This is a genomic window from Ruminiclostridium papyrosolvens DSM 2782 (assembly GCF_029318685.1).
In the GTDB taxonomy this organism is placed as follows: Bacteria; Bacillota; Clostridia; order Acetivibrionales; family DSM-1351; genus Ruminiclostridium; species Ruminiclostridium papyrosolvens.
The window spans coordinates 38,942-51,964 of sequence record NZ_CP119677.1; the positions used below are offsets into that span (position 1 = coordinate 38,942).

At 36.5% G+C, this 13,023-nt stretch carries 12 protein-coding genes; 9 read left to right on the forward strand and 3 right to left on the reverse strand.

The features are described from left to right. Positions 1–39 precede the first annotated feature (39 nt). The 7 genes from sleB to P0092_RS00220 all read left to right on the forward strand — a co-directional run bounded on the left by sleB (position 40) and on the right by P0092_RS00220 (position 6,298). Positions 40–735, forward strand: coding sequence for a spore cortex-lytic enzyme (sleB, locus tag P0092_RS00190; protein ID WP_004619049.1), 696 nt, complete (start codon positions 40–42; stop codon positions 733–735). A gap of 15 nt (positions 736–750) precedes the next feature. Further along, positions 751–2,142, forward strand: a complete 1,392-nt coding sequence (ypeB, locus tag P0092_RS00195; protein ID WP_004619050.1) for a germination protein YpeB — start codon at positions 751–753, stop codon at positions 2,140–2,142. A gap of 156 nt (positions 2,143–2,298) precedes the next feature. Then, positions 2,299–2,805, forward strand: a complete 507-nt coding sequence (locus P0092_RS00200) for a hypothetical protein (RefSeq protein WP_004619051.1) — start codon at positions 2,299–2,301, stop codon at positions 2,803–2,805. Positions 2,806–2,870: 65 nt separating this feature from the next. After that, positions 2,871–3,326, forward strand: coding sequence for a peptide deformylase (def, locus tag P0092_RS00205; RefSeq protein ID WP_004619052.1), 456 nt, complete (start codon positions 2,871–2,873; stop codon positions 3,324–3,326). A gap of 7 nt (positions 3,327–3,333) precedes the next feature. After that, positions 3,334–4,002: a class I SAM-dependent methyltransferase gene (locus P0092_RS00210; RefSeq protein WP_004619053.1), complete on the forward strand. Its 669-nt coding sequence runs from the start codon at positions 3,334–3,336 to the stop codon at positions 4,000–4,002. A gap of 131 nt (positions 4,003–4,133) precedes the next feature. After that, complete coding sequence (locus tag P0092_RS00215; protein WP_004619054.1) at positions 4,134–5,144, forward strand: BsuPI-related putative proteinase inhibitor; 1,011 nt, start codon at positions 4,134–4,136, stop codon at positions 5,142–5,144. A 158-nt stretch (positions 5,145–5,302) separates the two neighbouring features. Then, entirely contained in the window at positions 5,303–6,298 is a 996-nt protein-coding gene (locus P0092_RS00220) for a CPBP family glutamic-type intramembrane protease (protein ID WP_086024847.1), read from the forward strand. 35 nt (positions 6,299–6,333) lie between these two features. On the opposite strand, the gene P0092_RS00225 is transcribed toward P0092_RS00220, so the two are convergent. Both P0092_RS00225 and P0092_RS00230 read right to left on the reverse strand, forming a co-directional pair. Continuing rightward, on the reverse strand, positions 6,334–7,344 hold the full coding sequence (locus P0092_RS00225; RefSeq protein ID WP_004619056.1) for an ATP-binding protein: 1,011 nt from the start codon (positions 7,342–7,344) through the stop codon (positions 6,334–6,336). Positions 7,345–7,377: 33 nt separating this feature from the next. Next, complete coding sequence (locus P0092_RS00230; protein ID WP_004619057.1) at positions 7,378–8,364, reverse strand: DnaD domain protein; 987 nt, start codon at positions 8,362–8,364, stop codon at positions 7,378–7,380. A 514-nt stretch (positions 8,365–8,878) separates the two neighbouring features. Between P0092_RS00230 and P0092_RS00235 the strand changes: the two genes are divergently transcribed. Together P0092_RS00235 and P0092_RS00240 are read left to right on the forward strand one after the other, a co-directional pair. Next, positions 8,879–10,555: an ammonium transporter gene (locus P0092_RS00235; protein ID WP_004619058.1), complete on the forward strand. Its 1,677-nt coding sequence runs from the start codon at positions 8,879–8,881 to the stop codon at positions 10,553–10,555. Positions 10,556–10,764: 209 nt separating this feature from the next. Beyond that, positions 10,765–11,280 (forward strand): ferritin, encoded by a 516-nt coding sequence (locus tag P0092_RS00240; protein ID WP_004619059.1) that lies wholly within the window; start codon positions 10,765–10,767, stop codon positions 11,278–11,280. 86 nt (positions 11,281–11,366) lie between these two features. Here the strand turns inward: P0092_RS00240 and P0092_RS00245 are convergent, their stop codons facing one another. After that, positions 11,367–12,980 (reverse strand): peptide ABC transporter substrate-binding protein, encoded by a 1,614-nt coding sequence (locus tag P0092_RS00245; protein WP_004619060.1) that lies wholly within the window; start codon positions 12,978–12,980, stop codon positions 11,367–11,369. Between the last annotated feature and the right edge of the window lie 43 nt (positions 12,981–13,023).

The following is a 13,023-nucleotide window of genomic DNA, read 5'->3' on the forward strand; positions in this document are numbered from 1 at the left end:
TGCATGAAATTTGCGAGATAATCGGAAGGAGGTACAAGTTTGAGAAAATATAAAATAATTGCGTTATTTTTACTAATAGTATTCAGTCTTACAATTGCAGATGAAGGAAAAATGTATTTAACAAGCTCTGCACCTTCCCTGAAAATTGGGGATAATGGTGATAAAGTTAAGGATATGCAGCAAGAATTAAAGAACTGGGGCTACTTTGACGGACAAGTTGACGGAAGATTCGGGTATGACACATTAAGATCGGTTCTCAACTATCAAAGGCAGTACGGTTTAAAAGCTAATGGAGTTGCGGACAGAACTACTCTGCTTACAATGGGGCTTGCGGAGCTTATTGAGTCAGGTACTGTAAATGCTGCTTCAAAATCTAACATATCAAACGAACAACTCCTTGCCAGAGCAATAAACGGTGAAGCCAGAGGTGAGCCTTTTGAAGGGCAGGTAGCAGTGGGAGCTGTAATTTTAAACAGAGTCAACAACTCAAAATTTCCAAAAACGGTAGCAGGTGTAATATACCAACCGGGTGCATTTACAGCAGTATCAGACGGGCAGATTAATGTTCCTATCAACCCGAAATCTACAGTTGTAAAAGCTGCAAGGGATGCTCTGGCAGGTTGGGACCCTACTGACGGATGTTTATACTATTGGAATCCGGCTACAGCCACCAGTAAATGGATTTGGTCCAGAAAAGTAAGATACAAGGTGGGTAAGCATTGGTTCGGAATATAATATGGAGGTGATAATATGGCTGATAATGGATTTCATTTAAATGATAGAAGAAGATCATGGGCAGTACCGATTGCAGTTATAGCAATTCTTGCTCTTGTAGGGGTATTGGCATGGGGGTACAATCAGAACAGGCAGTTAAAAAAATATCAGGTATTAATGACAAACCAGTATAACAGGGCTTTTGTTGATTTATCCGATTATGTTGATAATGTTGAAGCTCTAATGGCAAAATCTTTGGTTACTTCAACACCCTTAAGCACATCAAAAATGCTTGAGGAAGTTTGGAGACAGTCAAATCTTGCCCAAACAAATATGGGGCAGCTTCCAATAGCACCGCCAATACTTGAAAAGACATCTAACTTTTTAACACAAGCCGGAGATATGGCATATTCTCTTAATAGCAAAACAATGAATGGTATTCCTTTGAATGAAAAAGAGTATGACGCTCTGAAAAAGCTTCACGGGTATGCGGTTTCCCTTCAAAAGAATCTGCAAGGAATTGAATCACAGGTTATTCAGGGGAAAATGTCTTGGGGAAACTATACTGGCAAAGGTAATTTTATGGTGTCTTCTAAATCAAAAGATCCTCAGACAAGTCAGTTTGAAAACATTGATAAAACCTTTCAGGAATATCCGACTCTTATATATGATGGTCCCTACTCAGACCATATGCTTAAATCAAAGCCTCAGGGCTTGGGCAGTAAAAAAGTTAGCGTATCAGAAGCTAAGGACATTGCCATAAACTTTATAGGCAAGGACAAAGTCGGCAGTGTAAAACAGCTTGAAAGTAACGAGCTTGGAAATATTAAAACATACAGGTTTAATGTTTTGTACAAGAACGAAAAGGACAATGAGTCTGCAGAGATTGAAGTTACTCAGCAGGGCGGGCAGGTTTACCTTATGCTGAGGAACAGGGACATTAGTAAAGATACTGTAAATATGGATAAGGCAAAGAAACTTGCTAAGGATTTTCTGACTGCAAAGGGATATAAGAATATGGTGGATACCTATTATCAAAAGGTTGATGGTACTGCTGTTATAAGTTATGCATTCAAGCAGGGCGGAGTAATCGTTTACCCTGATCTTATCAAGGTCAAAATTGCACTGGATAATGGAGAAATAATAGGTATCGAGTCAAAGGGGTATCTATATAACCATAAAACAAGAAATATACCTAAGACGACTCTTACTGTTGAGCAAGCTCGTGCAAAGGTTAATAACAGAATTAAAGTAGATAGGCAGGGAGAAGCAATCATACCAACTACTTTTAAGACTGAAAAGTATTGTTACGAGTTTATGGGTAAGGTGGATGGACATGCTTTTATTATATACATTAATGCTTTAACAGGAGTAGAAGAGGATGTACTAATGCTTGTGTCAACACCTGAAGGCACTCTTACTATGTAAATAAGGCAGAAATATTGCAAAAAAGACTTGATAGGTGCAACAATGCCTTTTCAAGTCTTTTTTGCATATAAGCAGTAATAATATATTATATTCATTGCTAATACATATGGTAAAATATATAATTTATGTTAAAGTATGCAATTAGAGGGGGAAAATATGAATAAAATATTAAAGCAGTGCATTTTTAGCATAGTAGGATTTTTTATACTTGCAGTGGGGATAGTTGATATTATTAATGCATCTTGTGCGGCAAAATTAAATATTCTTGTGTGGTCCAGGATAGTTCCGGGTATTATACTAATTATTATTGGAGCTATATTTATTAAATTTGGTAAACAAGCAGCCAGTGAAGTATATGAGGATGACAAGAGTATTTCACAGATACAAATAAAGAGTTGTGAGTACATAGGTACGGGGCTTCTTTATATAATTTATTTTTTCAGGTGCCTTTTCACTCTTTTAATATCTCAGACAACGTACATACTCGGAGCACTATATAATACACCTGCTGAAATTAGAAAAACGGTTATGGATACGAGCATAGAGACATTATTTTTAAATATTCCTATAACAATAGTATACGTGCTATGTATTCTTTTGGGCATATATCTTGTGGTAAGAGGCAAAAAAGGATTTTTTGATAAACAAAAAGACAATATTTAATATATAATACTGGTTGTGACATATTAGCAGAAATTAATATTGAGATTACGGAGGAATTAATTTTTATGGCACTAAGAAATATTCGAACTGTTGAAGATGAAGTTCTACGTAAAAAATGCAGACCGGTTGAGGAAGTTAATGATAAGATAAGAGATTTGTTAAAGGATATGGCGGATACCATGTACGACACAGGGAATGGGGCAGGACTTGCAGCCCCTCAGGTAGGTATTCTTAAAAGGGCTATTGTAATAGATATGGGTGACGGTCTTATAAATCTTGTGAATCCGGAAATTATTGAGCAAAAAGGGTCGCAGGAGGTAATTGAAGGATGCTTGAGTATACCCGGCAAGTGGGGAAAGGTTATAAGACCATATGAAGTCAGAGTCAAAGCCTTAAATGAAAAAGGTGAAGAGGTTGTAATAAAGGGTAAAAAGGAAATGGCAAAATGCTTATGCCATGAGATAGACCATCTTGACGGTATTCTTTTTACGGACAAAGTGACAGAATACATTAAGGAATAGGGGTTATATGGAAAACTATGATATAGTAAAAAGAGATTTTAATGAAATATCAGATATAGTTGAAGAAAGATGGAATCATAATAACTGCTATTTCAAAAATCTTATGAAGTACCTTCATGAGGATAATGAGCTTATTCTTGAAATCGGCTGCGGTAAAGGTGAGCTTTCTAATATGTTGGCTAAAAAAAGCGAGCACGTTATTGCAGTTGACTTGGCAGACAAAATGATAGAAAAGGCTATTTCTCAATATGGTTATAAAAATATTGATTTTATAAGTAAAAACATTCTTGATATGGAGTTTGAGGAAAATAGTTTGGATGCGATAGTTACTACTGCTACCGCACATCATTTACCCTACGAGTGGTTGCTTTTGTTTGCACTAAAAACACTTAAACCCGGCGGTAAGCTTATAGTGCTTGACCTTTATAAAGTAAAAACCTTTACTGACATGTTTTTTAATTTACTGGCGGTGATACCGAATGTATTTATGAACATAGTGAATAACAAAAAAATTAAAACCGGTGACGAGCATACCAGAGAAGTATGGAAAAGGCATGGAGAACATGACACATATATGACATTGAAAGAGATAAAACTGCTTGCTAAAGGGCATTTGCCTGAAGTGATTATAAGAAGGAAGCTGTTCTGGAGATACCTTATGGTTTGGGAAAAATAGAATCGGGGAGGCTTTAGTAATGGCTCTGTAAAACAGAGGGTAAAATTTTGTGGAACATTTTTCATATAGTTAAGTCTAACACTATATAGCCGGCAAATAATACTAAACATTACGTATAGGAGATGATTTATATGAAAAGAACTGTTTCTGCACTTATACTGACAGGTGCTATTGCTCTGTCAAGCACTTTTACATTTGCTCAAACAACCCAAAAAGAGAATAAATTCAATGATATATCAGGACACTGGTGTAATTCAGCAGTACAAATGCTTATGGAGAAAAATGTTATGCCATTTACAGGTGAAAAGTTCAGTCCCGCTAAAGCAATAACCAAAGGAGAATTTGTATCTCTGCTGCACGATGCTTTGGGAATACAGATAGAATACTTTGCAGAGCCTCAGATAAAAGATTATTTTGATGATGTGGCTCAGAATGCATCATATACTTTGGATTTAGTTGATCTTGTAACTGCCAGCGTTATAGAAAAGGGAGGGAAATTCAATCCCGGCGCTTCTATTTCCAGAGAGGAAATGGTTCATTATATAATGAATGCATACAAGTATCAGATGGGTGACAAATATGCTCTAATAAATATTAAGCCTCCTTTCTTCAGTGATGACAGCGAGGTAACTCCTGAGTTCTCTGGGGACGTTGGAAGGGCTGCTCACTACAAACTCATTTCAGGTTCAAAAGGAATGTTTCACCCTAAAGCCAACACAACAAGGGGAGAGGCAGCAGTTGTAGTGAGCAAGCTGGTTACCATTCTTGAAAAGCAGAACCCTGTGGTAACAGTTACACCTGAGGCAGAAGTTAAAGCTGATTCTATAATTATGAAAATAACTCTAAAAAACAACTCAAAAAAGGCTGTCAGCTTCAACCATTCTTCCGGACAAAAATATGATTTTAAACTTCTGGATTCAGATAAAAAGGTACTATACACATGGTCAGCGGATAAATTATTTACAATGGCTTTGACGTACTCAAAGTTGAATGCGGGTGAATCAGTAGTTTATACGGAAACTCTTAGCGGAGATGAATATAAAGCAATAAAGGATAAAATAGCTTCAATGAAAGCCTATGTGATTGGCAGCTCAGATGATTTCGCTTTAGATACCCAAGGCTATGAGGCCGTACTTAAATAGAGTAATACATTAAATATAAATTGGTAAATTATTAAGGGAGACGTAAAACGTCTCCCTTTGTCATATACTAAACATATGAGAAAAAAATTGAAATACAAATAGGATAATAGTAATATTATATTGAATGTATAATATTACATATATAAACCAACAGGAGGATGCAAGTGGAAAATAACATTGACGAACAGAAAAAAAGATTGCCAGGGCCTGTAGCCTCAGGAATTCTTTTTTCTATAGTAACCATTTTACTCACCTTTGGAGGACCTATACTGAACTTTAAAAACAATTATTTAAAGAGTGGGTTGGGAGAATTGATTTTTATTCTACTGCCGGTAATGGTTTTTTTGATTATCGGAAGATATGATATAAAAAGTACGCTGAATTTAAGAGGAACCAGACCTTTGAATTATCTGCTTGTAGTTCTCTTAACGTTGTTTGGAATGCCCGTGGTAGGAGTCCTTAATGCAATAACCTATGTATTAATCAGACAAATATTCGGAAGAAATTTGCCTGTACCAAAGGTAATTGTAAACGATGTACCTACCCTTTTTATAGCTTTACTGGTTATAGGGGTTTCGGCAGCAGTTTGCGAGGAAGTAATGTTCCGTGGTCTTATACAGAAAGGCTACCGTAAGTTTGGTATCGCCGTTTCTCTTGGAATAACATCTGTATTATTCGGACTTCTGCACCGTGATATTCAAAAGGCAGTAAGTACTATTCTCCTTGGTGCACTAATAGGGTTTATTGTATATAGAACGGGAAGCATTTTTACAGGTATGGTTGCCCATTTTACCAACAATGCATCAGCCGTATTTTTATCTTTCATGGCGTCTAAAATGACAGGATACTTAAATGAAGAGGGCTTCGGGCAAACACAGAATTTTGATTTTTCCAATTTGCATATGGCTTCAGTAGCAATTGGTTTCTTGTTCTATGCCGTTATATATATGGGTTTGGTTTCAGGCTTTGTGGCTTTGCTGTATGCATTTTACAGAAATACAAAGAAGGATGTAAAGGCAATGAAGGAAGAAGCTGAACAATATGAACTAACACATGAAAAAGTCGGGGCTTCTGCAATTTTGAGCATGCTCCCGGGGCTTCTGATTATTTTATTTACATTCTTGTACCAGATAATGAAATTGAAATGGGGTTAAAACGAAAAAAATTGGGCCATAGCCCAATTTTTTTGTTAAAGTAGTCTTATATCCTTACCAGCTAGAACCAACCTGTCAAAGTAGCCTACAATCCTTGAGGCAATACGTTCTGTATATAGCTCATAAAGCTTTTTAGGGCCTATATTCGTAGAAATAATAGTTTTACAGGTACGAACTGAGTTTTGAGACTGACGGCTGTTCAGTATATTTAATAACTCTGCATATCTTGCATCACTCAAGGGCTCTGTGCCAAGGTCGTCTATTATCAACAGTTCTACGGAAAATATACTCTGATATTTATCGTCGGCATATTCATCTTCCTTGTAATTTCTCATTTTATGTTCTGTGATAATATCAAACAGAGCAGGAGCCGTGAGATATAACACGGTTCTACCTTGATTTATAAGTTCCCTTGCTATACAAAAAGATAGAAAGGTCTTTCCCACCCCGGTACGTCCATTAAAAAAAAGGTTCTTTTGATTAGGATTATCTATGTTTTTAATGAACTCAATACAACTTTTCCTTATGTTGTTTATGTTTTCTCTCGGCGAAATCCCAATACCATACTTGGTTTCATTTACTTCGTCAGGATAAAGGGTTTCGTTGAAATTATCAAAACATTCCCTGCCATTTACATTTACATTTGACTGGGCAAATAAATGTTCTATAATTTGCTGCCTGTAACAGGAACATCTATGTGAACCTGTGGTATCAGTTATATATCCCGTATCCTTGCATTTTTCACACTGATATGGAGGTATCAGACAGTCTAAGCTGATATTATGTTCAGCCAGCAGATTATTTTTGGCTGCCGTGAGTTCTGCTACTTTTTGATTAAGCTCGTTTAAAATAATTGACTTATCTCCTTTTGCCGACAGTATAAGCCTATTATACTTTAATCCCAGCTGGTTAATCATACTTTCAATTTCACGTAACCTTGGTATTTTCTCATATAGCTGGTATTTTCTCTGCTCCACAATATCTGCGGCAAGCTTTTGTCGTCTTTCATACTCTCTCGCAATAATATTATGTATATCCCTATTCATAAACTACCTCTTTCATTCTTTTATGTGGTTTACCTATTTTGAGGTGTTTGTAAAAAAGTTTTCAAAGTATTCATCATCGTATTCCCTTTGCTCAAAGTTATCCCTTTGAGACTGTTTAGGCTTAGCATTCTGTGTGCTCTGGCCTGCTTGAGGCTGGGTCTTAATACTATTTTCATATCCAAGTATTTCTTCAGCAGTAACCAGTCCCAGGTCATGCCAGCGGGTTAATACATTATTGAGGAACTTAAAGTCAGGATTTGTCTTTCCAACAGTTTTTTTCAAGGCTAGTTCAATAACATCAAACCCGTATTTATAATCAATAACCCATCTTTCTACATATTCACTTTCGTATTCTGTCAGAGCACGTCTTAAACGGAGCTTCTTGATAATAGTACCTTTAATGCCACGTACTTGTGCCATATCCTCAAAGTACTTTTCAAGGTCAAAAAAGTTCTGGATGCCCCTTCTGTGCCAGTTTGTTGCAACTGCCTCTATATAACTCTTATGAAAGGTATTATTGTCATGACAGTACTTAAAAAGGGTGTACATGACATCCTCATCAAACTTGTAAATGGTAAACCAGTTATCTATAGTCAGATACCAGTTTGGAGCCATAAGCCCCTGAAAAAACTTAGAATTTATTGCGGCAAGTGTGTTGTTTCTGCTTTTATTCTTTTCAAAGTTCGCGTTAGCTTGCTCAGGTGTTGAAACTGCCTTTAGTTTGTACATTCTTTGTATTTCGGCTTCTTTTAAGTCACTGAGCTGTATTTTGTCTTCTACCCAAGTGATAACCTCCAGATTATCAAGACTGGTTAAGGCAGATTTTACCTCATCCATAGACAGGTTAAGAGTCTTTGCAAGTTCGTCTGAGGTTACTTTCTTATTATGTTTGCAAAGGAACAGCATATAAATATATACCTTTACGCATGTGCTGTCCATGGAAGGCATATATTGGCTGATAAAAATATCTGACACCAGTGTGTCAGAGTAAAGTAATGACTTGAAATCCTCAAAATACATTTTGACTCCCGTAAACGTTATTTTATTTTTATTTTATAAAAACAATATTGATATAATTATAGCATATAAAGGACTGATAGTTGATTAGTAATAATTATAAAATATAAAATAATCGGGTTATATAATGTACAATATATACTCTAAAGTGAAGGATGGAGTTTGTGATTATTCACTTTTAGTATAAAATTCTTATTAAAGGTCTTGTTATATTGCAAAAATATAATAAATATGAATTTGGTGTAACAATAAATTTCAAAAACTATTGACTTTCAGATTGTTTTAGTGTTATAATGCTAATTATTGAAGGCAAAGGTGCTGCAGATATTTTTCTGTAGCACTTTTATTTTATCTTCATTTATGAAATTTAAAAAATGAATAGTGGCCATTTTATGGACGGATAAATTTATGTTTATTTTGTACATATAGATGTGCTATCCACGATGACGTGTTTTTGCAAATTTAATTTGTAATAATGCGTTTTTTTATTCTCAATTTAAGATAAGGGGTTGATTTTATGTTTAATTCTGTAGATGTAATTTGGACATTGATAGCAGCAGCGCTGGTATTTTTTATGCAGGCGGGATTTGCAATGGTGGAAACAGGGTTTACACGAGCAAAAAATGCAGGAAATATAATTATGAAAAATCTTATGGATTTTGCATTGGGCTCATTAGTTTTTTGGTTTATAGGCTTTGGGATTATGTTTGGAACCAGTAAATTTGGACTTTTTGGGTTACCAAGTCTCTTTGCCACCGGGGACGGGGTTAATCAAGCACTACCTGGTTCAGTGTTCCTTATATTCCAGACAGTGTTTTGTGCAACTGCGGCGACAATTGTTTCAGGTGCCATGGCTGAAAGAACTAAATTTATATCGTATTGTATCTATAGTGTAGCAATAAGTGTAATAGTTTATCCTGTATCAGGTCATTGGATATGGGGCGGCGGTTGGTTGTCAAAATTAGGCTTTCACGATTTTGCAGGGTCTACGGCAGTTCATATGGTAGGTGGTATTGCGGCCCTGATTGGTGCAAAAATTCTTGGCCCTCGTATAGGAAAGTATGATAAAAACGGAAAACCGAAAGCTATCCCGGGACATAGCCTCACATTGGGAGCTCTTGGTGTCTTTATATTATGGTTCGGATGGTTCGGTTTCAACCCCGGTTCAACAGTCTCCGCTACCGGAGATGGTACACTTGTATCCATGGGTAATATATTTATTACTACAAACTTAGCAGCTGCGGCAGCCGCAACAGTTGCAATGATTATTACATGGATAAGATATAAAAAACCCGATGTATCAATGACTTTAAACGCTGCATTAGGAGGTCTTGTAGCAATAACTGCAGGCTGTGATGCGGTAAGTGCAAAGGGCGCTGTTGCAATTGGTATTATAGCAGCATTCGTGGTTGTATTTGGTATAGAGTTTATTGACAAAATTGTAAAAATTGATGACCCCGTTGGAGCAATAGGAGTACATGGCTTATGTGGTGCTACCGGAACCATTCTGGTTGGTGTTTTTGCTACAGACGGAGGAGTTCTGTACGGAGGCGGATTTCATTATTTGGGAGTACAGCTCCTTGGAGTGGCTTCAGTGGCAGCATGGGTTATTGTAACTATGGTTATTATTTTCACAATTATTAATAAGACTGTAGGGTTGAGAGTGTCCCGTGAAGAGGAAATTTCTGGTCTTGACATTGAAGAACATGGTCTTGTCAGTTCATACGCAGATTTTATGCCAATACTTGATATATCCGAAAGTACCGGTGAAGCAGCAGTAACCATTGACGATGCGGTACCAATCATTCACAAAAAATCTGATTCACCTGTTGGGTCAGACGTAAAAATGACTAAAATAGAAATTGTGACTAAACAAACTAAATTTGACGCTCTGAAAGAAGCTATGAATACTATCGGAGTAACAGGAATGACAGTATCGAACGTTCTAGGATGCGGTATGCAAAAAGGAAGTACCGAATACTACCGAGGAGTTGAAATGGAGATAAAACTTCTGCCTAAAATAAGAGTTGAAATTGTTATATGTAAAATTCCTGTTTTAACTGTAATAAATGCAGCCAAAAAAGTACTTTATACAGGAAATATAGGCGATGGAAAAATCTTTGTTTATGATGTGGAGAATGTGGTGAAAGTACGTACGGGTGAAGAAGGGTATGATGCATTGCAGGACGATTAATAATAATTGATAATTAAAGTATTCCCATATTTTAAGCCAAACCATTAAGATTAAAACTTTTAATGGTTTGGCATTTTTTTATGTGGTTGTGTATAACACTGTTAGTGTTTAGCAGTATGAACCATGGGTATAATAAAAGTATCATAATTAGACCGAATGCAAAAGAAATATTGTAACTGCATTATGGTATTAACAGGAGGGCATAAAATATGATTAGTGTAAAGATGAATGACTTATTAAACAGACAGGTACAAAAAGAATTTTACTCAGCTTATTTATATCTTGGTTTTGAAGCATATTTCCAACACCAGAATCTTGATGGATTTGCAAACTTCTTCCATGTACAGGTTCAGGAAGAACGTGATCATGCAATGAAATTTTTTAACTATATTACTCAGGCAGGAGGAAAAATCAAACTATATCAGGTAGATGAGCCTGAGGATAACTTTAATACTCCTGAGGAAGTATTTGCTCATACACTTAAACATGAGCAGGAGGTTACAAAATCCATATACAATCTTGTAGATAATGCACTGGATGAAAGGGATCACGGAACAAATTCTTTTCTGCAGTGGTTTGTAACTGAGCAGGTTGAAGAAGAAGCAACAGTTGACAAGGTTCTGAGAAAACTTCAATTAATAAAGAATGACCCCCATGCTTTACTTATGCTGGATACGGAACTGGGTACCAGAGTATACACGGCTCCGGCAGCGGAAACAGTGTAATAATGTAGTTGTGTTTTAATAAAAAAACCACCCGGTTCATGTTGAACCGGGTGGTTTTTTACATTCATTCATTGAAGCTTAGTTTTTTATTTAAATGATGCCCAGTTCAAATATATAAATCCGAGCTTTGTTACTAAATAGCCTTGTAAATTCTTATCTATAACGATTGGGTCGGTATAGAAGAATATAGGAGCTACGCCGGTTTCATCCATGAGAAGCTTTTCTGCGTCATGAAATAATTGCATACGCTTTGCAGGATCTGTTTCTTTCCTTGCGCCAGCTATAGCCTTATCATATCCAGCGTTCTTATACTTTGAGTCATTCTGAGGATTATTTGAAGTTATCAAGTCCAAGAATGTTGAAGGATCCATGTAGTCTCCAACCCATCCGTCACGAGCTATATCAAATAAACCGTTCTTTCTTGACTCTTGGAATACATTCCATTCCTGAGCCTGAATTTCAACTTCGATTCCCAGATTTGTCTTTAACTGCTGTTGAATTGCTTCAGCAACTGCTTCGTGACCTGCACCTGTACTTACACCATAGGTTATTTTTGGGAAACCTTTTCCGTCAGGATATCCGGCTTCTGCCAAAAGTTTCTTTGCTTCAGCAACATTCTTCTGGTAATCCTCAGGTTTTACTGAGTAGAAATCTCCGCCTTTTGTACGGAAGTCAGGTGATTGGCTGACATCAGCTATACCATAAGGTACAAAGGCTGATGCAGGAGTTTCGCCTGATTTTCTGACCTTTTCTGTAATGTAGTTACGGTCAATTGCAAGAGATACAGCTTTTCTAACCTTTGGGTTATCAAATGGTGCTTTAGTGTTAAGCAGAGCGAGATAGTAAGTTCCAAGCTGTGGTAAAATCTGAAGATTTCCGGCAGCTTTCTCTGCAGGCATTTCATCGTGTGGTATGTTTCTGGCAAAAGAAATCTGTTTGTTCTTGAATGCACCAAGAATAGCGTTTGTATCATTCATTAACAACCATTCAATCTTTGGAGCAATTACAGTGTCTTTACCCCAGTAGTTTGCGTTCTTTTCAAATACCAGCTTTGAAGAGTGTTTCCAGTTTGTCAAAACATATGGGCCATTTCCGATATAAGTCTTTGGATCAAGAGTCCATTTTTCCGGATTTTTTGATACAATATCTTCTCTCAAAGGAACAAGAGTTGGGAAAGCCACGATTTCTGTAAAGAATGGGCAAACATTCTCCAGAGTTACTTCCAGAGTGTTATCATTAATAGCTTTAACTCCTAATGTATTGATATCAGCGCCATTAGTATTTATAGCTTCACCATTCTTAATAAAATACAGGTAATAAGCGTAGTCGGAAGCTGTTTTTGGATTAATTGCTCTCTTCCAAGAGTAAACAAAATCATTTGCAGTTACAGCTTTACCGTCTGACCATTTGGCATCTTTACGGATAAAGAATGTATATACCTTGTTATCTGCACTTACGTCCCACTTTTCAGCGGTTCCGGGAACGATTTTACCCTCTTTGTCATAAGTAGTTAAACCTTCAAAAGCACAGTTAATATAAGTACCTCCATCCAGAGACTTATTGAGTGAAGGATCTATAGATGCTGGCTCTGACGCAATACATGCATTAATGCCTTTAGTATTACTAGAAGAACTTCCACAGCCAACAAATGCGGTTAGTATAGTAGCCAGTGAAAGTATAAGAGCTAATATTCTTTTCATTTTTGTATACCCCCTATTATTTTTTTATATAATTCAAAAATCC

Bases quoted from the DNA above. Each gene is read 5' to 3' on its own strand.
- P0092_RS00215 (WP_004619054.1), top strand. From the start codon at position 4,134: ATGAAAAGAACTGTTTCTGCACTTATACTGACAGGTGCTATTGCTCTG.
- P0092_RS00230 (WP_004619057.1), bottom strand. From the start codon at position 8,364: ATGTATTTTGAGGATTTCAAGTCATTACTTTACTCTGACACACTGGTG.
- ypeB (WP_004619050.1), top strand. From the start codon at position 751: ATGGCTGATAATGGATTTCATTTAAATGATAGAAGAAGATCATGGGCA.
- P0092_RS00245 (WP_004619060.1), bottom strand. From the start codon at position 12,980: ATGAAAAGAATATTAGCTCTTATACTTTCACTGGCTACTATACTAACC.
- P0092_RS00235 (WP_004619058.1), top strand. From the start codon at position 8,879: ATGTTTAATTCTGTAGATGTAATTTGGACATTGATAGCAGCAGCGCTG.
- P0092_RS00220 (WP_086024847.1), top strand. From the start codon at position 5,303: ATGCAAGTGGAAAATAACATTGACGAACAGAAAAAAAGATTGCCAGGG.
- P0092_RS00210 (WP_004619053.1), top strand. From the start codon at position 3,334: ATGGAAAACTATGATATAGTAAAAAGAGATTTTAATGAAATATCAGAT.
- P0092_RS00225 (WP_004619056.1), bottom strand. From the start codon at position 7,344: ATGAATAGGGATATACATAATATTATTGCGAGAGAGTATGAAAGACGA.
- def (WP_004619052.1), top strand. From the start codon at position 2,871: ATGGCACTAAGAAATATTCGAACTGTTGAAGATGAAGTTCTACGTAAA.
- P0092_RS00200 (WP_004619051.1), top strand. From the start codon at position 2,299: ATGAATAAAATATTAAAGCAGTGCATTTTTAGCATAGTAGGATTTTTT.
- P0092_RS00240 (WP_004619059.1), top strand. From the start codon at position 10,765: ATGATTAGTGTAAAGATGAATGACTTATTAAACAGACAGGTACAAAAA.